The sequence below is a fragment of the Pseudoxanthomonas sp. JBR18 genome (genome assembly GCF_028198165.1).
GTDB lineage: Bacteria > Pseudomonadota > Gammaproteobacteria > Xanthomonadales > Xanthomonadaceae > Pseudoxanthomonas_A.
Genome location: NZ_CP116339.1, coordinates 363,856 through 386,919 on the forward strand (window position 1 = coordinate 363,856; position 23,064 = coordinate 386,919).

The following is a 23,064-nucleotide window of genomic DNA, read 5'->3' on the forward strand; positions in this document are numbered from 1 at the left end:
GCACGTTCCCCCTCCCTCGGCTCTGACGCGAGCCTGCGCGGCACTGCGTCATGACCCGGAGCCCCGTGGCCTGCACTCTTGCCCGACTCCGTGCGCTTGGGGACGGGACGGAGCTCGCAGGCACTGACCGCAAGGGCAGCGTCTGTCCACCAGCCTTGGGAGGGGTCATGTTGGAACATTACGGTCTTGCGTTGGCATTGGCCTGCGCTGCAATCGCCATCGTCTACGGCATCCTTTCCTCACGCTGGGTGCTCTCGCGCCCGGCCGGCAACGCGCGCATGCAGGAGATCGCCGCGGCGATACAGGAAGGCGCGCGCGCCTACCTCAACCGCCAGTACCTGACGATCGCCATCGTCGGCGCGGTGCTGTTCGTGCTGGTGGGGGTCTTCCTGAGCTGGCCGACGGCCATCGGCTTCGCCCTGGGGGCGCTGCTGTCTGGCGCGGCCGGCTACATCGGCATGAACGTCTCGGTGCGCGCCAACGTGCGCACCGCCGAGGCCGCACGCCACGGCGTGGGTGCGGCGATGGACGTGGCCTTCCGCGGCGGCGCGATCACGGGAATGCTGGTGGTGGGACTGGGGCTGTTCGGTGTGGCCGGCTATTGGGCGCTCCTGACCCATCACCTGGGCGTCCCGCAGGAGCGGGCGCTGCATGCGCTGGTCGGGCTGGCTTTCGGTTCGTCGCTGATCTCGATCTTCGCGCGGCTCGGCGGCGGCATCTTCACCAAGGGCGCGGACGTGGGCGCCGACCTGGTCGGCAAGGTGGAAGCCGGGATTCCCGAGGACGACCCGCGCAACCCGGCGGTGATCGCCGACAACGTCGGCGACAACGTGGGCGACTGCGCCGGCATGGCGGCGGACCTGTTCGAGACCTACGCGGTCACGGTGATCGCCACCATGCTGCTCGGCGGCCTGATGGCCAGCGAGGCGGGACCGAACGCGATTCTCTACCCGCTGGTGCTGGGGGGCGTGTCGATCATCGCCTCGATCATCGGCGCGCTGTTCGTGCGGGTGAAGGCAGGCGGCTCGATCATGGGCGCGCTGTACAAGGGCGTGATCGTCTCGGCCGTCCTTGCCGCCATCGTGTTCTATCCGGTCACCACCGCCTTGATGGGCGACTCGGCCATCGGCGCGATGCCCCTGTATGGCTGCGCGCTGATCGGACTTGCGCTGACCGGGGCGATCGTGTGGATCACCGAGTACTACACCGGCACCCAGTACAAGCCGGTGCAACACGTGGCCGCCGCCTCGACCACCGGCCATGGCACCAACATCATCGCCGGGTTGGGCGTCTCGATGAAATCCACGGCGATGCCCGTGATCGCGGTGTGCATCGCGATCTGGGGCGCGCATGCGCTGGGCGGGCTGTATGGCATCGCGATCGCCGCCACGGCGATGCTGTCGATGGCCGGCATGATCGTGGCGCTGGATGCCTACGGGCCGATCACCGACAACGCAGGCGGCATCGCCGAAATGGCCGAACTGCCCGCCGAGGTCCGCGCGGTCACCGATCCGCTCGATGCCGTCGGCAACACCACCAAGGCGGTGACCAAGGGCTATGCGATCGGTTCGGCGGCGCTGGCGGCCCTGGTGTTGTTCGCCGACTACACCCACAACCTGGGCGCGGCCCATCCCGGCTCGGTCTATACCTTCGACCTGTCCGATCACAAGGTGATCATCGGCCTGTTGATTGGCGGCTTGATTCCTTACCTGTTCGGTGCGATGGCGATGGAGGCCGTCGGCCGCGCGGCGGGTAGCGTGGTGGTGGAAGTGCGTCGCCAGTTCCGCGAGATCGCCGGGATCATGGACGGGAGCGGCAAGCCGCAATATCACGCTGCCGTCGACCTGCTCACGCGCGCGGCCATCCGCGAGATGATCGTGCCTTCACTGCTACCGGTCGTGGTGCCCATCCTCGTCGGTCTGTTGCTCGGCGCACAGGCGCTGGGCGGGATGCTGATCGGCACGATCGTGACCGGGCTGTTCGTGGCCATTTCCATGACCACCGGTGGCGGCGCCTGGGACAACGCCAAGAAGTACATCGAGGATGGACACTTCGGCGGCAAGGGCAGCGAGGCCCATAAGGCCGCGGTGACTGGTGACACCGTCGGCGACCCTTATAAGGACACGGCGGGACCGGCGATCAATCCACTGATCAAGATCATCAACATCGTGGCGCTGCTGCTGGTGCCACTGCTATGAGCGGGCATTGCCTCTTCCCGATTGCCCCTCGCCCGCCGCAGCCCACCCGGCCACGCGCAGCAGCTGCGTGCAGCCGTCGCCAGCACCTGGACCGATAGCGGGGACGGGCCGCCAGGCCCCGCCATCAAAGTCCGTGCCAGGGCCCGAGCGCCCTGGCAGCGGACACCAGCCCCGCTACAGGCACCCAATGAGCCCGTCATTGATGCTGGCGTTGCTACGGGGTAGCGGCGCGAGCAGCGGCCCCTCTCCGGCCAGGGCCAGGTAAAAGGCCCTCAACCGGGTGCCCTTCTTGATGGGCGTTGGACATTGCCAGAGTTGCGCGTCCACATGCACCTGGCCGGTGGCAGGGTCGATGCTGGCCTCGCTGGCGCCAAAGGTCCAGACGCATTCCCCCATGACGCCATCCCGCTGGCGCACCGAGCAGCGATAGCGCAAGGGCTGATAGTCGCTGTAATCACCCTCGCAATACGTATCGCCGCAGAGTTGGTCGAAATCGGCTTCCAGCCGCTTTTCCAAGTCATGGAAGACCTCCCAACCCGCATTGGGGGTCGGGTAGTCCACCGCATCCACATACCGCTCCTGCGCCGACACGGCGCCCGCCAACAGCAATGCCGAGAGTGCCAGCATCCCGCTCCACCTGCTGCGTGTCTTCCCTTTCATGATCCTGCTCCTGCGAGTAACGGTGAGATCACAGGATGTCCCGGCATTCGCGTGAACGCCGTCGGCGCACGGCGCAACGCGACGGTGCGGTGGTCCGATATCGCGGTCGGATTTGTCCTAACCGCAGCACGCTGCAGCGCAACAGCCGGGGCGCTAGAATGCCGCCCACAATCACGTATCGAAACTGGAGCAGTACATGGGCCTTGGCAGCGTCCCCACCGGCAAGAATCCGCCGGAAGAGATCAACGTCATCATCGAGATCCCGAAGGATTCCGAGCCGGTGAAGTACGAAGTGGACAAGGAATCCGGCGCGATCTTCGTCGACCGCATCCTCTCCACGCCCATGCGCTACCCCTGCAACTACGGCTACGTGCCGCACACCCTGTGCGGCGACGGCGACCCGGCCGACGTGCTGGTGGTGCTGCCGCTGCCGCTGGTGCCCGGCTCGGTCATCCGCTGCCGCCCGGTGGGCGTGCTGCGCATGAGCGACGAAGCCGGCAGCGACGAGAAGCTGCTGGCCGTGCCAGTGGACAAGATCTTCAGCGGCTACGCCCACATCAACGACATCGCCCAGGTCAGTGGCCACTGGCTGGAGCGCATCGGCCACTTCTTCGAGCACTACAAGGACTTGGAGAAGGGCAAGTGGGTCAAGCTGGACGGCTGGGGCGGTGCCGACGAAGCCAAGAAGATCCTGGTCGAAGCCATCGCCCGTGACGCCGAGCAGGACAGCAAGGCCTGAGCGAGGGCGCAATCGCGCTATCCGCTTTTCTAAGGGCGCCGGAAGGCGCCCTTTTTCATTCACCCAAAAGAGCTTTCAGCCATGCAGCGATGCTTGGCTTGCCCGGTCCGTAAGGGAGCGCAGCCCTCTTAGCGCGGGCACTTGGCGCGTGTAGGCGTGCGGCAGCCTTCGCATGGTGAGGGCGTCTGCGGACGGCGCGTGGTCATTTCACATGGTATTGCGCAAGCCAATCCCAATGACTCACCGGCTGCCACCGGCTGCGGCTTGCTCAAACGGGGCGGGCAAACGTCACTCCGCTGGGTATCGCCGTGTTAATCGGCCCATAGCCCTGAATGCAAGCGTTCCATAGCGTGAGTTAGACGGCCATCACATGAATAGGTCGCTAACCATTTCATTTGAATTCATATATTTCAAAATATGCCCAACTCGACACATAGCACCACCCAACGCCAATTCCACGTCGCACACCGGCATTAATTTCCCGTTGCCACTCCGTTGCGGTCTCGTTACGCGTAGTGGCATCTGCCAGACGTTGTCACTGCCCTATGCGCGCTCACACGTGCCCGGCGGGACCTTTTTGTTCTTTTTGGGAAGCCACACGCAATGAACCAACGCCACCAACGCCACGCCCTACGACGTACGGCCCTGGCCGTCCTCCTAGGCGCCGCCTTGACCCAAGGCGCCGCCTACGCGCAAAGCACTTCGGGCAACATTTCCGGCTCAGCCGCCGACGCAGCCGGCTCTACGGTCCAGATCACCAGCAATGCGTCCGGCGTGACACGTGATGTCACCGTCGATGCGTCCGGCCACTTCCGCGCCGCGGCCCTGCCGACCGGTACTTACACTCTGACCATGACCGGCGCCGATGGGGTCTCCAGCAGCCGCACCGTGAACGTGGTCGCCGGCCAGACCACCAATGCAAGCTTCGACGCAGGCACGGGCGCCACCAGCCTGGATACCGTCGTGGTCCGCGGGCTGGCTTCAGTCAACAGCATCGACCTGTCCAGCGTCGAGTCGCGCACCACGTTCACCGCCGACAAACTCAACACTCTGCCTGTCCCGCGTGACATCACCAGCGTCTCGCTGCTGACCCCGGGCACCATCAAGAGCTCCGGCTACTTCGGCAATGCGTCCTTCGGCGGTGCCTCGGCGGCAGAGAATAGTTACTACGTCAACGGCTTCAACATCACCAACCTCTACGACAGCCTGTCGTTCTCCGAGGTGCCATTCCAGGCGATCGACCAGCTGGACGTGCAGACCGGCGGCTACGGCGCCGAATACGGTTTCTCCACTGGCGGCGTGACCAGCGTCAACGTCAAGCGCGGTACCAACGAGTGGCATGGTGGCTTCAGCTGGACCGGCGAGCCGTCCTGGGGCAAAGACGACGCCGGCGAGGTCTATCGCAACGACGGCGGCCTGCTACGCTCTTACAAGAACGACTCCAGCAGCAGCAACACCTACACCGCCTGGGTCGGCGGCCCGCTGATAAAGGACAAACTGTTCATCTTCGCCCTGGGCGAGTTCGGCCAGTCCAATGCGACGCGCTACAGCACGATGCCGGCCACTGCGATCGAGGACGGCAATGGCAACAGCACCGCGCCGACGTCCAATTCCACGACCGCCTACGACTACGAAAGCAAGAACCCGTACTGGCTTGTCAAGCTGGACTGGTACCCCAACGACAGCAATCATGTCGAATACACCGGCTTCGACAATAGCAGTCGCTACACCTACGATTACTACGACGCGGCCTACCAAGGGACCAGCCCGAGCAAGACTGACTACACCGGCCAGTTGGTCGGCAAGAGCGGCGGCCAGACGAACGTCTTCAAGTGGACCAGCTACCTGACCGACAACCTGACCGGCTCGATCCAGTATGGAAAGATGCGCAACCAGGACTCGCAGTTCACGGTCAGCCCGGACGGGGTGATGAGCTATTACGACGGCGATATCAACGGTCCGCAGGGCGCCTGCCCGTACGTGTACAGCTACATCACCAACAGCAAGGAAGGCTGCGCGGTAACCAGCAGCGTGGGCATCTTGGGCGGCCGCAACGAGCGCACCGGCACCCGCCTGGATTTCGACTGGCAGTTGGGTGACCACAAGGTCGGCTTGGGCTACAGCGACGAGAAGTGGAAATCCAAGTCCGGCTCGTCCTATTCAGGCGGATCCTACTGGTATGTCTTCGACGACGGCACCGCCGAGTTGGACAATTTCCGTACCGGCGGCGGCGTGGAGATCGGCCAGAAGTCCTGGTACCTCGAAGACAACTGGCAGATCACCGATAACTTCATGCTGTACGCCGGCGTGCGCAACGACTCGTTCGACAACAAGAACGGCGACGGCGTGAGCTTCGTCAAGCAGGACGACATCTGGCAGCCACGCCTGGGCTTCTCGTGGGATTTGATCGGCGACGGCTCGAGCAAACTGTTCGGCTCACTTGGTCGCTACTCGCTGCCGATCGCGGCCAACGTTGCGCTCCGTGCGGCGACCGCTTCGTACTTCACCATCACCACGTACGAGATCGCTGGGCAGGACCCGAGCAATGCAGCACCGATCGTTACCGGCCAGCTAGGGGAGCCGTACATCGTCAACGGCGAGAACGGCACCACGCCTGATCCCAAGGCTGTGGCGTCGGCGGGCCTGAAGCCGTACACCCAGGACGAGGCGATTCTGGGCTACCAGCAGCAGATCTCCTCGGATATGTCCTGGCTGGATGGCTGGACCGTCGGCATCAAGGGTACCTACCGCCGCATCAACCACGTGATCGACGACACCTGTGATACTCGTCAGGTCTATCTGGCCGCACAAGCCCAGGGCTACGACGTGTCCAGCTGGGGGGATGAGTGGGGCCTGCCGGAAGGCCTGCCGGGCTGCTACCTCTACAACCCGGGCGAAGACATGACCATCAGCCTGGACGTGGACGGAGACGGCACACCCGACACCATCACCGTCGATGGCAAGGCGCTCGGTCCGAAGGCCAAGCGCTACTACAAGGCCGTTACCCTCAGCGCCGATAAGCAGACCGACAAGTGGTACGTGAGCGCTAACTACACCTGGTCCAAGCTCAACGGCAACTACGAAGGCCTCGTCAAGAGCACCAATGGTCAAGACGATACCGGTACGACGTCCGACTTCGATTTCGCGGAGATCATGTACGGGTCGGACGGCTATCTGTTCAACGACCATCGCCACAGCTTCAAGCTCTATGGTGGCTACAAGTTCAATGACGAGTGGCAGGTCGGCGCCAACCTTCTGGTCCAGTCCGGCGCACCGATCAGCTGCCTGGGCGGTGGGTACGGTAGCTTCGGCACCCAGTACGGCTACTCGGGCGTGTTCCACACCTGCAATGTCGGAGAAGACGACATCAGCAAGCAGGGCGCTTCGGGCCGCACCCCGTGGACTGCCAGCCTCAGCCCCAATGTGGTCTACAAGCCGCAGTGGCTGGAAGGCCTGAGCGCGCAGCTGTCGGTGATGAACCTGTTCAACAACATCAAGCCTCTGCAGGTATACGAGACCCGCTATGGCGTGAGCACTTCCGGGCGGGTTACCGACTACTACAACTACAAGGTCGGCAAGTACTACACCGATCCGCGCACGGTCCGTCTGCAGGTACAGTACGACTGGTAAGGATCAAACCAGGGCTTCTCTCTGAGCCCATTGCGTGACCGAAACGCCCCGCCGATTCTCTCCCGGCGGGGCGTTTCGCTTTTTGCGGTCACAGCGCCATGTGCTGCATTGCGGGGCAGTACGCACCTGGTGTGCACGGCCGACTCGCTATCCTGCTGCGCCTTCCACAGTGGCCCCGCGTGCGGCCAACGCACAGGAGCACCACATGGTCTTCAGGATCTCATTGTTCATCGTCGCCGCCCTCGTGCTTGTCGCGGGCCTGGCCCCCGAGCCGTTCAACGACCTCATGCAGGCGGCCCTGCAACAGATCATCGGTGGCGCCGGTTCGCTGTATCTGCTGATCGTCTTCGCCGCCTTGGTGTTTTTGCTGTACCTGTGCGTGAGTCGCTTCGCGGACCTGCGCATCGGGGGCGCAGACGCCGAGCCGCAGTTCTCCAATGCCAGCTGGCTCTCCATGCTGTTCGCGGCCGGCATGGGCATCGGACTGGTGTTCTGGGGCGCCGCTGAGCCGATTTCCCACTTCCTCGAGCCACCCGAGGGCCTGGCGCCGCAAAGCATGCCCGCCGCACGCGCGGCCATGCGCTATGCCTTCTTCCATTGGGGCCTGCACCCGTGGGCGGTGTACGCGCTGATCGGCCTGGCCATGGCGTGGTTCCAGTTTAACCGGGGCGGGCGCGGGCTGATCAGCGACCTGCTCGAACCCGTCCTGGGCCGCCACCATGAGGGTTGGATCGGGCATCTGGTCAACATCGCTGCGGTGGTGGCCACCGCGATCGGTGTGGCGACCACACTGGGCTTTGGCACCGTGCAGATCGCGGCGGGCCTGGAGCGCGTATTCGGCATCCAGGCCTCGACGCCGGTCAGGCTGACGATCATCGCGGTGGCCTTCGTGCTGTACATGTGCTCGACGGCGACCGGCGTGGAACGCGGCATCAAATGGCTGTCCAACTTCAACCTGGGTCTGGCGGCGCTGTTGATGGCCTTCGTCCTGGTGCTGGGCCCGACCGGCTTCATCTTCGACACCTTCACCACCACGCTGGGCGGCTACCTCAACAACCTGGTGACGATGAGCCTGCGCATGTCACCGTTCTCGCGCGGGACCTGGGTGGCCACCTGGACCATCTTCTACTGGGCCTGGTGGATCGCCTGGGCCCCCTTCGTCGGCGCTTTCATCGCCAAGGTGTCCTACGGCCGGCGCATCCGCGAATTCGTCTTCGGCGTGGTGCTGGCGCCCAGCTTGCTGGGCTTCGTGTGGTTTTCGGTGTTCGGCGGCAGTGCGCTGTGGGCACAGCTGTTCGGGCATGTGGACCTGACCCAGGCCTTCGCCGATGGCGCCAACGACTACCAGACCGTGCTGTTTTCGCTGTTCGACAGCCTGCCATTTTCGACCGGGCTCGCGGTGCTGGCCGTGCTGTTGCTGTCGATCTTCTTCGTGACCTCGGCCGACTCGGCGGTGCTGGTCCTGGCCAGCATGTCCTATCACAAGGCCGAAGATCCGCCGCTGGGACGCAAGGTGGTGTGGGGCGCGGCGATCGCACTGATCGCCGGCGTGCTGTTGCTGGCCGGCGGGCTGGATGCACTGCAGGCGATGATCACCGTCACCGCTCTGCCCTTCGCCCTGCTGATGGCGCTGGTGATCGTCTCGTTGTACCGCGCGCTCAACGAGGAATACCTGCGCGAGCAACGCCGCGCGCATCGCGACCGACACGCCATCGAGCAGTGGCTGGCGTGCGAACGCGGCGAGCCCACCAAGAGTTCCCCCGCAGCGCAGGCATCGCAGGAATAGCGGCCGCCGGTCACGCTTTCCGGACCCAGGCGCCCCTCAAGACGCACGCGCGCGGAAAACGCGAAAGAACCTCGCAGAGAAACCACGCCGAGCTGACGACGCAGCCGAATCCGCAGGTCGACCGCCCTGGGCGGCCGTCCACGCGCATTCCGTCAACACCATCGCTCGCGCAGGCTGAGCGGTGATCCAGCGCCTGGCACCAAGTCGGCTCCGTGACGGGGCTGGTCCGCCTTGGATCGCATGGCGCCCTGCGCCGCGTCGCACGGTTGCGATTGCAACAAAATAAGCGCTTGACAGGCCTGTCAAGCCCGTGTTTTTCTGCCCGCCTCATGAATGCACTGCGTCCCACGATGATCTCCGCCTCGACCGCGCCCTGCGCGTCGTCGCTCCTCGTGCTCGTACTTATTCTCTCGCCCACCGGCGCGGGACGTACGGACGTGTAGGCAGGAACGCACGCAACCCTTACGAAACCCCGCGCTGAGAAGTGCGGGGTTTCGTGCTTTCAGCCCCTCGAAAAGTTTCACCGTCAACCTTCAGCCAGACAGGACCAACCCCATGACCGCTTCGACTTCCACCGCCCTCCAGCCCTCTATCGCCATCGTTGGTTACGGCAGCCAGGGGCGCGCCCACGCGATGAACCTGCGCGAGTCCGGTTTCGACGTCACGGTCGGCCTGCGTCCGGGCGGTCCGACCGAAGCGAAGGCCAAGGCCGACGGCTTCCTGGTCAAGACCCCGGCCGAGGCGGTGAAGGAGGCCGACCTGGTCGCGGTCCTGACTCCGGACATGGTGCAGAAGCAGCTCTATAACGACGTGCTGGCGCCGAACATGAAGCCCGGCGCGGTGCTGTTGTTTGCCCACGGCCTGAATGTGCATTTCGGCATGATCGCCCCGCGCGAAGATCTGGATGTGGTCCTGGTCGCGCCCAAGGGCCCGGGCGCCCTGGTACGACGCGAGTACGAGATCGGCCGCGGCGTTCCGTGCATCTACGCCGTCTACCAGGACAAGTCTGGCAAGGCCGAGCAGTTCGCGCTGGCCTACGCGGCCGGCCTGGGTGGCGCCCGCGCCAACGTCATCAAGACCACCTTCAAGGAAGAGACCGAGACCGACCTGTTCGGCGAGCAGGCCGTGCTGTGTGGCGGTGCTTCCTCGCTGGTGCAGGCCGGCTTCGAGACGCTGGTCGAAGCCGGATACCAGCCGGAAATCGCCTACTACGAGGTCCTGCACGAACTGAAGCTGATCGTCGACCTGTTCTACGAAGGCGGCATTACCCGCATGCTGGAGTTCATCTCCGAGACCGCGCAGTACGGCGACTACGTCAGCGGCCCGCGCGTGATCGACGCCTCGACCAAGGCGCGCATGAAGGACGTGCTGACCGACATCCAGGACGGCACCTTCACCAAGAACTGGGTGGCCGAATACGAAGCCGGCCTGCCGAACTACAAGAAGTTCAAGCAGGCCGACCTGGAGCACCCGATCGAGGTCGTCGGCAAGCAGCTGCGCGCCAAGATGGTGTGGCTGGCCGAAAACGCCTCCCCATCGGACAACGAACAGGCCGCCGCCGCATGAACGCCACCACCGCCACTGCCTCCCGCAATGGCGCCCGCTGGATCGCCCACGCCCTGGAGACCGAGGGCGTGGACATCATCTTCGGATATCCCGGCGGCACCATCATGCCGTTCTATGACGCCCTGGTGGATTCCTCGCTGAAGCACATCCTGGTGCGTCACGAGCAGGGCGCGGCACTGGCCGCCAACGGCTACGCCCGCGCCTCGGGCAAGGTCGGCGTGTGCGTGGCCACCTCCGGCCCGGGCGCGTCCAACCTGGTCACCGGCATTGCCGACGCGATGCTCGATTCGGTGCCCATGGTGTGCCTGACCGGCCAGGTCGCCACGCCGCTGATCGGCACCGATGCCTTCCAGGAACTGGACGTGTTCGGCATGACCATGCCGATCGTCAAGCACAGCTTCCTTGTGCGTCGGGTCGAAGACCTGCCGCAGGTCATGGCCGAGGCCTTCCGCATCGCGCGCGAAGGCCGGCCCGGCCCGGTCCTGGTCGACCTGCCCAAGGACGTCCAGGTCACTGATGCCTCGCACCTGCCCGACCATGTGCCGGCGGCGGTGCAGCCGCGTCCGGCACCGGCCGAGGCCGCCATCGCCGAAGCCCTGGCGGCCATCGCTGGGGCGGAGAAGCCTGTGGTCTACGGCGGCGGCGGGATTGCCCTGGGCGATGCGGTGGAGGCGTTCCGCCAGTTCGTCGAGGCCAGCGGTATCCCAACCGTGCTGACCCTGCGCGGGCTGGGTGCCCTGCCGGCCAACCACCCCAACTACCTGGGCATGCTGGGCATGCATGGAACCCGCGCGGCCAACATGGCGGTGCAGGACAGCGATCTGCTGATCGTGGTCGGGGCGCGCTTCGATGACCGCGCCACCGGCAAACTGGCCGAGTTCGCCCCGTTCGCCCGCGTCATCCACCTGGATGCCGATGCCTACGAGATCTCCAAGCTGCGCACCGCTGACATCGCTATCCCCGGTGATGTCGCCACCGGCCTGCGTGCGCTGAGCGGCGCACGCAGCGGATGCTTCGCATGGAAGGCCAAGTGTGCGTCCAACCGCGAGCGCTTCGGCTTCCGCTACGACGCACCGGGCAGTGACATCTATGCCCCGGCCTTGCTGAAGCGCCTGAGCGAGGTCGCCCCCGCCGATGCGATCATCACCAGCGACGTGGGCCAGCACCAGATGTGGGTGGCCCAGCACTGCAAGTTCAACCATCCGCGCAACCACCTGACCAGCGGCGCGCTGGGCACGATGGGTTTCGGCCTGCCGGCGGCGATGGGGGCGCAGCTCGCCTGCCCCGACCGCACCGTGGTGCTGGTCAACGGCGATGGCGGCTTCATGATGAACGTGCAGGAGCTGGTGACCATCGCCCGCTGCAAGCTGCCGGTGAAGATCGTGCTGCTGGACAACTCCGCGCTGGGCATGGTCCGCCAGTGGCAGGAGCTGTTCTTCGCCGAGCGCTACAGCGAGATCGACCTGTCCGACAATCCGGACTTCGCCGCGCTGGCCAAGGTGTTCGGCATTCCGGCACGCCACATCGCCCAGCGCGAGCAGGTCGACGAGGCCCTGGCCGAACTGCTGGCCACGCCTGGCCCTGCACTGCTGCACGTGAGCATCGACATCAAGGCCAACGTGTGGCCGCTGGTGCCGCCCAACCACGCCAACAGCTCGATGCTGGAATCCAACCCGGCCAAGGCCGCCACCACGGAGCCCAAGTCCCATGCCATACCGGCTTGACCTGATCGTGAAACCCGCCGAAGGCGCCTTGGTGCGCGTGATCGGCATGGTCGAGCGCCGCGGCTTCCCGCCACGCAGCGTGCATGCGGTGCCGCGCGCGGACGGCCGCTGGGACCTGCAGATCGAAGTGGACGTCGGCCGGCCGCTGGAGACCCTGCGCCACCAATTGGAAAAGGTGTACGACTGCGAGTCGGTCCGCATCGTCGAAGCCGGCGCGCCAGCGCTGGCCAGCGGGGTGGCGGCATGAGCGCCACGCCTGTCGCCCCGGAGCCTGCCGTACGGAGGTGTCTTCTCGGTCGCCGCCCATCCGTGTGCGGCGATGCCTGACATCGCGGCTGTGAACGTACTGCTCCCCTGCCCGCGCCCGATGCCGCGGGCGGGCGTTTCGGCGCGCCTATTGGACCAAGTGGTCATCGTGCGTGCGGCCAGGCTGCGCGAAACTGGACACCCCTGGCTGCGCGCCGGCCATCCCCCCGATGCGCAACACCCCGGACACCGCCGCACGCCCTTTCCCATTCAATCCCCCCACACGCTTCCTTCAGACGCGACACGACAGAAGACCCGCCGCCCCCTCGCCATCAGGACGGCCGAAGCCGTAGAGGAATCCATCGCATGAACACCAACACCATCGACAACGTACGCATCTTCGACACCACCCTGCGCGATGGCGAGCAGTCCCCCGGCTGCAGCATGTCCCCGCAGCAGAAGCTGGTCATGGCCCGCGGCCTGGCCGACCTCGGCGTGGACATCATCGAGACCGGCTTTCCGGCCAGCTCCCAGTCCGACCGCGAAGCCATGTCGATGATCGCGCGCGAGGTCCGTACCCCGACGCTGGCGGTGCTGTCGCGCTGCCTGGCCGCCGACATCGAAACCTCGCTGCGCGCCCTCGATGGCGCCGCCAATCCGCGCCTGCATGTGTTCCTGTCCACCAGCCCGCTGCACCGCGAGCACAAGCTGCGCATGAGCCGCGAGCAAGTGCTGGAATCGGTCGACCGGCACGTGCGCATGGCCCGTGCCGGGGTGGACGATGTCGAGTTTTCCGCCGAGGACGCGACCCGGACCGAGGAAGACTTCCTGGCCGAGGTGGTCCGCGTGGCCATCGCCGCCGGTGCGACCACCATCAACCTGCCCGACACCGTGGGCTTCACCACGCCCGAGGAGATCCGCGGGATGTTCTCGCGCCTGATCGCCACGGTGCCGGGGGCGAAGGGCGTGGTCTTCAGCGCGCACTGCCACAACGATCTGGGGCTGGCCGTGGCCAACTCGCTGGCCGCCATCGAAGGTGGCGCGCGCCAGGTCGAGGGCTCGATCAACGGCATCGGCGAGCGCGCCGGCAACTGCGCGATCGAGGAGATCGCCATGGCGCTGAAGGTGCGCAACGCGTTCTACAACCTGGACACGCGCCTGAACACCCAGCGCATCGTCCCCACCTCGCAGCTGCTCTCGCGCCTGGTCGGCATGCCGGTCCAGCGCAACAAGGCCGTGGTCGGCGCCAACGCCTTCGCGCATGAATCGGGCATCCACCAGCACGGCATGCTGCGTCACCGCGGCACCTACGAAATCATGCGCCCGCAGGACGTCGGCTGGCCGGACACGCAGATGGTGCTGGGCCGCCACAGCGGCCGCGCCGCGGTCGAAGCCCGCCTGCGCGCCCTGGGGTATGTGCTGGAGGAGGCCGAGCTGAAGCTGGTGTTCGAGCAGTTCAAGGCGCTGTGCGAGCGCCAGCGCGTGGTCAACGACGCCGACCTGCAGACCCTGATGCAGGACGCCAGCGTGAGCGAAGGCTACCGCCTGTCCTCGATGACGATCTCCGACGTGGGCAACCGCGCCAACGCCTTGGTCGAGCTGTCCGATCCGGACGGCAACCGGGTGGCCGAAACCGCCCAGGGCAATGGCCCGGTCGATGCGCTGTTCGGCGCGCTGGCGGCCTCCACCGGCGTGCAGCTGGTGCTGGACAGCTATTCGGTGCACAGCGTGGGCATCGGCGCCGACGCGCGCGGCGAAGCCAGCCTGTCGGTGCGTCACGACGGCGTGGAGTACGAAGGCACCGGCACCAGCAAGGACATCATCGAGGCCAGCGCCCTGGCGTGGCTGGACGTGGCCAACCGCGTGCTGCGCCAGCGCCAGACCGCGCCGTCGCCCTCGGAAGCCGCCGCTGCCTGACCCGCCGTCATGTCCGCACAGACCACGTCCCTTCCCGCCGCAGGACAACACTGGAACGCCGCCGGCTACGCCACCAACGCCGGCTTCGTGCCCGCGCTGGGCGCGCCGGTGGCCGAGCTGCTGGACGCCCGCCCGGGCGACCGCATCCTCGACCTGGGCTGCGGCGACGGCGTGCTCACCGCGCAGCTGGCCGCCCGTGGCGCCACGGTAATCGGCGTGGACGCCTCGCCCGACCTGGTGGCCGCGGCGGTGGAACGCGGCGTCGAGGCGCAGGTGATGGACGCCCACGCCCTGACCTTCGAAGCCCAGTTCGACGCGGTCTTCAGCAACGCCGCGCTGCACTGGATGCGCGAACCTGATGCGGTGCTGGCCGGCGTGCGCCGTGCGCTCAAACCGGGCGGGCGCTTCATCGGTGAGTTCGGCGGCCATGGCAACGTGGCGGCCATCGTCACCGCATTGCGTGCCGCGCTGTGCGCCAACGATGCGGGCGAGCCCGCCTTCGCGTGGTTCTTCCCCACCGCCGACGAATACGCCGCGCGCCTGGCCGAACATGGCTTCCAGGTGGACCAGATCGCCCTGATCCCGCGCCCGACGCCCCTGCCCACCGGCATCGGCGGCTGGCTGCGCACCTTCGCCGATCCCTTCCTGGCCCAGGTCGACACCGGCACCCGCAAGCGCGTGCTGGCCGACACCGAGACCCTGCTGCGCCCGGCGCTGTGCGATGCCTCCGGCCAGTGGCACGCCGATTACGTGCGCCTGCGCTTCAGCGCACGCATCTTTTCTTCCCAGCATTCAATGCAAGGCCAACCGCAATGAGTTCCGCTCCCCGTACGTTGTTCGACAAGCTGTGGGACGCCCATGTCGTCGTCCCGGAAAGCGATACCGCCCCGGCGGTGCTGTACATCGACCTGCACCTGATCCACGAAGTCACCTCGCCGCAGGCCTTCACCGAGCTGCGCGCACGCGGCCTGGCGCCACACCGCGCCGATCGCACCAAGGCGACGATGGACCACTCCACCCCGACCTTGCCCGCTGGCGCGGACGGTAAGCTGCCGTACTACACCGCCGCCGCCGAGAAGCAGGTCGAGACCCTGGAGCGCAACTGCGCCGAGTACGGCATCGAGCTGTTCGACATGGGCTCGGACAATCGCGGCATCGTCCACGTCATCGCGCCCGAGCAGGGCTTCACCCAGCCCGGCATGACCATCGTCTGCGGCGACAGCCACACCTCCACCCATGGCGCGTTCGGCGCCCTGGCCTTCGGCATCGGCACCAGCGAAGTCGGCCACGTACTGGCCACACAGTGCCTGCTGCAGCGCAAGCCCAAGACCATGTCGATCACCGTCGATGGCCCGCTGGCGCCGGGCGTGGAGGCCAAGGACGTGGTCCTGCACATCATCGGCAAGATCGGCGTCAACGGCGGCACCGGCCACGTGCTGGAGTTCCGCGGCTCCACCATCGCCGCGATGGACATGGAGCAACGCATGACCCTGTGCAACATGTCCATCGAAGCTGGCGCGCGCGCCGGCATGGTGGCGCCGGACCAGACCACCTTCGACTACGTCGCCGCCACCCCGCGCGGGCCGAAGGGCGCCGACTTCGACGCCGCCGTCGAATACTGGAAGACCCTGACCACCGAGCCGGGGGCGCGCTTCGATGCGGAGGTGGTGATCGACGCCGCCGAGATCCGCCCGACCCTGACCTGGGGCACGCATCCGGGCACCGCGATCGCCGTCGATGCGGCCATCCCAGCGGCGAACGACGCCGCCGCGCAGAAGGGCCTGGACTACATGGGTTTCCAGGCAGGCCAGACGGTCGCCGGCGCTAAGGTCGACGTGGTCTTCGTCGGCTCGTGCACCAACGGCCGCCTGCGCGACATGCGCGAGGTCGCGCGCGTCCTGTCCGGGCGCAAGGTCGCCGAAGGCGTGCGCATGCTGGTCGTGCCGGGCTCGGAGATCGTCAAGCGCCAGGCCGAGGCCGAAGGCATCGACGTGATCGTGCGACAGGCTGGCGCGCAGTGGCGCGAGTCCGGCTGCTCGATGTGCATCGCGATGAACGGCGACCTGGTCGCGCCAGGCGAACTGGCCGTGTCCACGTCCAACCGCAATTTCGAGGGCCGCCAGGGCCCCGGCTCGCGCACCCTGCTGGCCTCGCCGCTCACTGCGGCATGGGCGGCGGTCAACGGCCGTGTCAGCGACGTGCGTGACCTGTTCGCAGCAACCAACTCCAAGGAAGTGGCCTGATGTCCAGCCCCCAGAACACCCAGGCGGCGAACATCGCCTTCTCCGCCACCGTGGCCAGCGCCCTGGCCCGCAGCATCCGCGACACCCCGCTGCGTCCGCGTGGCAGCGACGAGGCCCTGCCGGTGCTGGACCTGACCGACGTGCCCGCCGACTTTTCTCTGCACGAAGGCGAGGAGGCAGCCTGATGGCCGGCATCCGCACGATCACCTCGCAGGCCGTGGTGCTGCGTTCGAGCAACATCGATACCGACCAGATCATCCCCGCGCGCTTTTTGTCCACGACCGAACGCGCCGGTCTGGGCAAGCACGCGTTCAACGACTGGCGCTGGCAGGCCGACGGCACGCCGAATCCGGAGTTTGCCTTCAACCAGCCACAGAACGCCGGTCGTTCGATCCTGCTGGCCGGGCGCAACTTCGGTTGCGGTTCCTCGCGCGAGCACGCGCCGTGGGCACTGACCGACCTAGGCCTGAAGGCCGTGGTCTCCAGCGAGATCGCCGACATCTTCCGTGGCAACAGCCTCAAGAACGGCCTGCTGCCGGTGGTGCTGGACGAGGCCGACGTGCAGGCGCTGATGGAGCGCCCGGACGACGCGCTGACCATCGACGTGGCCACGCGCGAACTGCGCACGCCCGATGGCCGCGCCTACACCTTCCCGCTCGATGGCTTCTCGCAGACCTGCCTGCTGGAAGGCGTCGACCAACTGGGCTACCTGCTGGCCCGCATTCCCGACATCGAACACTACGAGAGCACCCATGCGCGCTGACATCGTCGTCCTGCCAGGTGACGGCATCGGCCCCGAAGTGGCGGCCGCAGCGGTCACCGTCCTGAAAGCCGTCGCCAGCCGACATGGGCACAGCTTCACCTTCACCGAGCATGACATCGGCGGCATCGCCATCGACCGCCATGGCGAGCCGCTGCCCGAGGCCACCCGGCTGGCCTGCCAGCAGGCCGACGCCGTCCTGCTGGGTGCGGTAGGCGGCCCGAAGTGGTCCGACCCCAATGCCAAGGTCCGCCCCGAGCAAGGCCTGCTCGCCATCCGCCGGGCGCTGGGGCTGTTCGCCAACCTGCGGCCGGTGCGTCCGCACCCTGCTGCTCTGGATGCCTCGCCGATCAAGGCCCACCTGCTGGCCGGGGTGGACATCCTGGTCGTGCGTGAGCTGACTGGCGGCATCTACTTTGGCGACAAGACCCGCACCGAGGATGCCGCCAGCGACCTGTGCCGCTATTCGGTGGCCGAGATCGAGCGCGTGATGCGCAGTGCCTTCCGGCTGGCCCAGGGCCGTCGCGGCAAGGTCACCTCGGTGGACAAGGCCAACGTGCTGGAAACCTCGCGCCTGTGGCGCGACGTGGCCACCCGCATCGGCCGCGAGGAATTCCCGGAGGTCGCCCTGGAGCACCAGCTGGTCGACTCGATGGCCATGCACCTGCTCGCCAAGCCGCGCGAGTACGACGTGATCGTGACCGAGAACATGTTCGGCGACATCCTCACCGACGAGGCCTCGATGCTGGCCGGCTCGCTGGGCCTGCTGCCGTCCGCCTCGCTGGGGCTGGAGGGCAAGGTCGGGATCTACGAGCCCATCCATGGCTCGGCCCCCGACATCGCCGGCAAGGGCATCGCCAACCCGTACGCGACCATTCTGTCGGCGGCCATGCTGCTACGCCATTCGCTGGGACTGGAGGAAGAGGCACAGTGCATCGAACGCGCCGTCGAGGCCGCCCTGGACGCCAAGGCCTTCACCGCTGACCTGGCCGGCCCGGCGCAAGCATTGAGCACGGCCCAGGCCTGTGATGCGGTCCTGGAGCAGTTGGAGGCCCAAGGCACGGTCCCGGCGCTCGGCGAATGATTGCCAGCCGCCCCCCTGCCCCGCAGCCAGCGGGTGGAGGGGGCGGGAATCCGGGCCATGGGCTGACGCTCAGATGACGGGCAGGACAGTTTGGCGCCCTGCGGGCTGTAAATATCGAACCGTCTAGTCTAGTATTGCGCGGATGGTCCAGCCTGCGCCTACCGATACGCCAGACCCCGTCGACCGCGCCTCGCGTGGTGCGACCGGCCCTGGACGCCCGAAGGATCTGGCCAAGCGGGCCGCGATCCTGGAAGCGGCCAAGGCGCTGTTCGGGCGGGAAGGTTTCGTCGGCGTCAGCATGGACCGTATCGCGGCCGAGGCCGGTGTTTCCAAGCTGACCGTCTACAGCCATTTTGGCGACAAGGAATCGCTGTTCTCCGAGACGGTGCGGATTCTTTGCGAGGAAATGCTCCCGGACGAGTTCTTCCAGGTCCAGGCCGACGGCACCTTGCGTGGTCAGCTGCGCCACATCGCCGAAGGGTTCTTCAAGCTGGTGGTCAGCGATGCTGCAATCAGTACCCACCGCATCATGATCACCCCCGGGCAGGCCGATCAGGCCTTGCGCCAGATCTTCTGGAAAGCCGGTCCCCAGCGGACCCACGACGCGTTTGCCGCTTTCTTGCGTGCCGGTGTCGAGAAAGGCCAGCTGCAGATCGACGACTGCGACTGCGCGGCCAAGCAGTTTTTCACCCTGCTCAAGGGCGAGCTGTACGGCAGGATGATGTGCGGGGTGTGCGAGAAGCCTTCCAGTGAGGAGATGCAGGCTCACCTGGATGCCACCGTGGAGATGTTCCTGCGCGCCTATGCCACCCGCTGAAACACGGTTTACAACTGCCATGCCGTCCGGCCCGATGACTTCCGGCACTGCGTTCACGCACGTGTCGCGGCCATCCTGACCATGTCGGACATGCCCTGCACCGCTAGAATGCCCAGCCCCGCGCCCTGGAAGACGCCCATGACGATCAACTACGCCCAAGCCCGCGAGAACATGGTGGAACAGCAGATCCGTCCCTGGGACGTGCTGGACGCCCGCGTGCTCGACACCCTGGCCACCCTGCCGCGCGAAGCCTTCGTGCCACCGGCCCACAGCGCCCTGGCCTATGCCGACCTGGAGCTGCCACTGGGACACGGGCAGAAGATGATGAAGCCGGTCATCGAAGGCCGCACCCTGCAGGCACTGGATCTTCAGGCAGGCGAGGATGTCCTGGAGATCGGCACGGGAAGCGGCTTTCTGACCGCCTGCCTGGCCGACCTGGGACGCGAAGTGGTCAGCCTGGAGCTGCATCCGGAACTGGCCGCGCTGGCCCGTGGCAACCTGGACGCGGCCGGCCTGGGCAGCAACGTCCGCATTGAAACCGCCGATGCCATGTCCTGGACCACCGACCGCCAGTTCGACGTGGTCTGCGTCACCGCCGCGGTGGATGTGCTGCCCGAGGCGTTCCTGGCCTGGGTGCGTCCGGGCGGACGCCTGTTCGTGATCCGTGGGCGCTCGCCGGCCATGGAGGCGATTCTGGTCCACAACGAAGCCGGCGGCGCGCGCATCGAATCCCTGTTCGAAACCGACGACGCGACGTACCTGACCGGCGCCGCGCCGGTCCCCCAGTTCGTGTTCTGAGCGCTACACAAAAAACCTTCAAGGAACCCCCCCGATGATCCGTCGCCCCCTCGTTCTCGCCCTGGCGTTGGCGCTGCCTTCCGCCGCCTCGGCCACCGACCTGATGCAGACCTATGAAATGGCCCGCAACGGCGACCCGACACTGGCTCAGGCCGAAGCCGCGCGCCTGTCGCAGAAGGAAGGCGTGGTTCAGGCCCGCGCCGCCCTGCTGCCGCAGGTCAACGGCAGCGCGAGCATCTCCAAAAGCAACTCCAAGACGGTCGATAACGGGGACTGGAGCGACACCGCCACCAGCCGCAACTATTCCGGCACGGTCAGTCAGCGGCTGGTGGACTTCAGCGCGTTTTCGACGGTGAAGGCGCAAAAGGCGCTCAGTCAGTCCGCGGACTTCGACCTGGATTCGGCCAACGACTCGCTGATCACCCGCACTTCGGCCGCCTACTTCAATGTGCTGATCGCGATCGAGACGCTGGCCTCGGCCGAGGCCGCCGAAGCGGCCTACCAGAAGCAGTTCGACTATGCGCAGAAGCGCCTCGATGTCGGCCTGGCCCCGATCACCGACGTGCACGAAGCGCGCGCCTCCTATGACAGCGCCCGGGCCACGGTGATCAGCCAGCGCAACACCCTCAAGGACGCCTACGAGGCCCTGAGCGAGATCACCGGTCAACCGATCACCAATCTGCGTGGCCTGCCGGACGACTTCAAGCCGCAGCTGCCCTCCGAGTACAGCGCGCAGGGCTGGGTGGACACCGCGCTTGCGCAGAACCCGGCCCTGAAGTCGCTGCAGCTGCAGGTACAGTCCGCGCAGGCCGGTGTGAGCGGCGCCCGCGCCGGGCATCTGCCGACGCTGAGCCTGAGTGGCAGCTACGGGCGCAGCACGGCGTGGGGCGGAGACTCCGCTGCCGTCGATACTGATGGTGACGGCGTCCCAGACACGATCGTGGGCAACAATAGCGATCGCGATTCGAGGTCCATTGGCCTGACCCTGAACGTGCCGATCTTCTCTGGCGGTGCGACCCAGTCCGCCGTGCGCCAGGCCATCGCCCAGCGCGATTCGGCCCAGGATGCCTATGAGCAGCAGCGTCGCGCCGTGGTACGTAATACGCGCAATGCCTATCAGGTGCTGGAAGCCGGCATCAGTGAGATCGAGGCCCGCCGCTCGGCGGTGGTGTCGGCCCGCAGCGCGTTCGACGCCTCCCAGGTCGGCCTGGAAGTCGGCACCCGGACCGTGCTGGACGTGCTGACCAACCAGAACAACCTGGTCGCCGCCGAAGAGAACTACTCGCTGGCCAAGTACAACTTCCTGCAGAACCGCCTGCTCCTGGAAGCCGCGGCCGGCACCCTGGACGCCGCCGACCTGCAGGACATCAACGCCCTGCTCAGCGCCGATGCCAATGCGCGTCTGAACAGCGAAGATGCCCAGCTGATGGGAACCCCGCAGCCGCAGTAACGCGCCTGCGCAAGCTGTGATTCGAGACAGCCGCGGTCCGCCGCGGCTGTCTGCGTTTGGGGCCAGGCTTCAGCCGGCCACGCCGCTGGCCTGGACGTCGACGGCGTACTCGGCCGTCCCGCGCGCCAGCCGCATGCGGGGAAACCACAGGGTCATCACCGTTCCGGCGCCTACCGCGCTATCCACCTCGATGAAGCCGCCGGCCTGGCGCATCAGCGCATAGACCTGTGCCAGGCCCAGCCCGGTCCCACGTCCTTCCGGCTTGGTCGTGAAATACGGCTCGAACAGGCGCGACATGGCCGCCTGATCCATGCCGCAACCGGTATCGGAGACCGCCAGGGTCACGTAGTCACCGGCGGCACGCGTGTGGGTCGCGAAATCTTCCGGCACCTGGTCCTCCCCGCACACCAGGGTGATCGTGCCGACACCCTCGCAGGCATCGCGCGCGTTGATGCACAGGTTCATGACCGCTTGCCCGACCCCGTGCGGGTCGGCCACGACGGGAAATGCGCGCGGCTGGCGTTCGGTCACCAGGGTCAGGTCCGGACCCAGGCTCTGCCGGATCAGGTCGGCCATGTCCAACGCCACGTCCTGCAGGTCCATCGGTTCGGCCCGGACCGGATGCTGACGCGCGAAGCCCAGCAGCCGCTTGGCCACCATCGAGGCATGGCCGAGGGCGTCGCTGCCGCGTCCGAGCAGCTTGCGCTGCATGGGCGTGAGTGAGTCCGGATCATCGGTGACCATGCTGATGGCGGCCACCGCGGTCTGCAGCATGTTGTTGAAGTCGTGGGCGATGCCGGCCACCAGCTGACCCACCGCCTCGCCCTTCTGCGCCTGCATCGCGGCGTGCTCGGCCAGCGCACGCGCCGCCTCGGCGATATCGCGCTGCTCCAGTGCCTGGAGTTCGTGGTGGCGACGTTGCTCGCTGATGGCCTGGGCGCGGGTCAGGGTCGCTTCCAGGAATTCGTTGTGCTCGCTGGCGGCCAGCGCCCGGCTTTCGGCGCCCTGCAACTGCGAGGACAGGCTCTGGTTGAGCAGGCGCAGCGCCTGCTCGACTCGCCGCGCCTCGGTGACGTCGCGACCGACGGCCACCAGAGCGTGCACGCGCCCGGCCACATCCTGCAGTGGACCAATGGATACCGACCATTGCCGTTGCACGCCACGCAAGGTGGTCAGCGTGCCGCTATATTCGGTCGGCTGCCCCGCCATGCCGCGACGCAGGCTCTCACGCACGACGGGCTGCAGGGCGGGCGGCCAGAACTCGGTCCAGGGGTGGCCGACCACGTCCCCGCGCTCGAAGCCCTCCAGCATGTCCAGACCATGCCGGTTGACCGACGTGATCAACCCGGCGGCATCCAGTTCCAGGATGCAGTCCTCGGAGAGATCGACGATCTGGCGATAGCGGTTGCCGGTGGGCATGCGCCCATTCTAGGCACTGCGACGCGC

The 23,064-nt window shown here is 66.7% G+C and carries 18 protein-coding genes; 16 read left to right on the forward strand and 2 right to left on the reverse strand.

What is annotated here, in order from left to right; all coding sequences use genetic code 11:
• The first annotated feature begins 167 nt into the window (after positions 1-167).
• The gene (locus tag PJ250_RS01880) at positions 168-2,198 is read left to right on the forward strand and encodes a sodium-translocating pyrophosphatase (RefSeq protein ID WP_271646868.1); all 2,031 of its coding nucleotides are present in this window, start codon (positions 168-170) and stop codon (positions 2,196-2,198) included.
• Between the two features lie 174 nt (positions 2,199-2,372).
• On the opposite strand, the gene PJ250_RS01885 is transcribed toward PJ250_RS01880, so the two are convergent.
• Complete coding sequence (locus PJ250_RS01885; RefSeq protein WP_271646869.1) at positions 2,373-2,825, reverse strand: hypothetical protein; 453 nt, start codon at positions 2,823-2,825, stop codon at positions 2,373-2,375.
• Between the two features lie 229 nt (positions 2,826-3,054).
• Here PJ250_RS01885 and ppa point away from each other — a divergent pair, with 229 nt between their 5' ends.
• The 15 genes from ppa to PJ250_RS01960 all read left to right on the forward strand — a co-directional run bounded on the left by ppa (position 3,055) and on the right by PJ250_RS01960 (position 21,618).
• Positions 3,055-3,597 (forward strand): inorganic diphosphatase, encoded by a 543-nt coding sequence (gene ppa, locus PJ250_RS01890; protein ID WP_271646870.1) that lies wholly within the window; start codon positions 3,055-3,057, stop codon positions 3,595-3,597.
• Between the two features lie 669 nt (positions 3,598-4,266).
• The gene (locus PJ250_RS01895; protein WP_271646871.1) at positions 4,267-7,227 is read left to right on the forward strand and encodes a TonB-dependent receptor; all 2,961 of its coding nucleotides are present in this window, start codon (positions 4,267-4,269) and stop codon (positions 7,225-7,227) included.
• A 205-nt stretch (positions 7,228-7,432) separates the two neighbouring features.
• Positions 7,433-9,013: a BCCT family transporter gene (locus PJ250_RS01900; RefSeq protein ID WP_271646872.1), complete on the forward strand. Its 1,581-nt coding sequence runs from the start codon at positions 7,433-7,435 to the stop codon at positions 9,011-9,013.
• Positions 9,014-9,568: 555 nt separating this feature from the next.
• Positions 9,569-10,579 (forward strand): ketol-acid reductoisomerase, encoded by a 1,011-nt coding sequence (gene ilvC, locus PJ250_RS01905; protein WP_271646873.1) that lies wholly within the window; start codon positions 9,569-9,571, stop codon positions 10,577-10,579.
• Complete coding sequence (gene ilvG, locus PJ250_RS01910; RefSeq protein WP_271646874.1) at positions 10,576-12,303, forward strand: acetolactate synthase 2 catalytic subunit; 1,728 nt, start codon at positions 10,576-10,578, stop codon at positions 12,301-12,303. Before ilvC ends, ilvG begins: the two co-directional genes overlap by 4 nt.
• A complete protein-coding gene (locus tag PJ250_RS01915; RefSeq protein ID WP_271646875.1) occupies positions 12,287-12,550 on the forward strand; it encodes an ACT domain-containing protein in 264 nt (87 codons plus the stop codon). Before ilvG ends, PJ250_RS01915 begins: the two co-directional genes overlap by 17 nt.
• 365 nt (positions 12,551-12,915) lie before the next feature.
• Positions 12,916-14,466, forward strand: a complete 1,551-nt coding sequence (locus PJ250_RS01920) for a 2-isopropylmalate synthase (protein ID WP_271646876.1) — start codon at positions 12,916-12,918, stop codon at positions 14,464-14,466.
• Between the two features lie 9 nt (positions 14,467-14,475).
• Positions 14,476-15,282 (forward strand): class I SAM-dependent methyltransferase, encoded by an 807-nt coding sequence (locus PJ250_RS01925; protein ID WP_271646877.1) that lies wholly within the window; start codon positions 14,476-14,478, stop codon positions 15,280-15,282.
• A complete protein-coding gene (gene leuC / locus PJ250_RS01930; protein WP_271646878.1) occupies positions 15,279-16,709 on the forward strand; it encodes a 3-isopropylmalate dehydratase large subunit in 1,431 nt (476 codons plus the stop codon). Before PJ250_RS01925 ends, leuC begins: the two co-directional genes overlap by 4 nt.
• Positions 16,709-16,894 carry a hypothetical protein gene (locus PJ250_RS01935; RefSeq protein WP_271646879.1) on the forward strand — a complete coding sequence of 62 codons (186 nt, stop codon included), beginning with the start codon at positions 16,709-16,711 and terminating at the stop codon, positions 16,892-16,894. The genes leuC and PJ250_RS01935 overlap by 1 nt, the downstream gene beginning before the upstream one ends.
• On the forward strand, positions 16,894-17,472 hold the full coding sequence (gene leuD / locus PJ250_RS01940) for a 3-isopropylmalate dehydratase small subunit (protein ID WP_271646880.1): 579 nt from the start codon (positions 16,894-16,896) through the stop codon (positions 17,470-17,472). Before PJ250_RS01935 ends, leuD begins: the two co-directional genes overlap by 1 nt.
• Positions 17,462-18,553, forward strand: coding sequence for a 3-isopropylmalate dehydrogenase (gene leuB, locus PJ250_RS01945; protein WP_271646881.1), 1,092 nt, complete (start codon positions 17,462-17,464; stop codon positions 18,551-18,553). The genes leuD and leuB overlap by 11 nt, the downstream gene beginning before the upstream one ends.
• Positions 18,554-18,695: 142 nt before the next feature.
• Positions 18,696-19,370 (forward strand): TetR/AcrR family transcriptional regulator, encoded by a 675-nt coding sequence (locus tag PJ250_RS01950; RefSeq protein ID WP_271646882.1) that lies wholly within the window; start codon positions 18,696-18,698, stop codon positions 19,368-19,370.
• A gap of 138 nt (positions 19,371-19,508) precedes the next feature.
• A complete protein-coding gene (locus tag PJ250_RS01955) occupies positions 19,509-20,168 on the forward strand; it encodes a protein-L-isoaspartate O-methyltransferase family protein (RefSeq protein ID WP_271646883.1) in 660 nt (219 codons plus the stop codon).
• A 34-nt stretch (positions 20,169-20,202) separates the two neighbouring features.
• Entirely contained in the window at positions 20,203-21,618 is a 1,416-nt protein-coding gene (locus PJ250_RS01960; RefSeq protein WP_271646884.1) for a TolC family outer membrane protein, read from the forward strand.
• Between the two features lie 69 nt (positions 21,619-21,687).
• On the opposite strand, the gene PJ250_RS01965 is transcribed toward PJ250_RS01960, so the two are convergent.
• Positions 21,688-23,037 carry a two-component system sensor histidine kinase NtrB gene (locus PJ250_RS01965; protein WP_271646885.1) on the reverse strand — a complete coding sequence of 450 codons (1,350 nt, stop codon included), beginning with the start codon at positions 23,035-23,037 and terminating at the stop codon, positions 21,688-21,690.
• Positions 23,038-23,064: the final 27 nt, after the last annotated feature.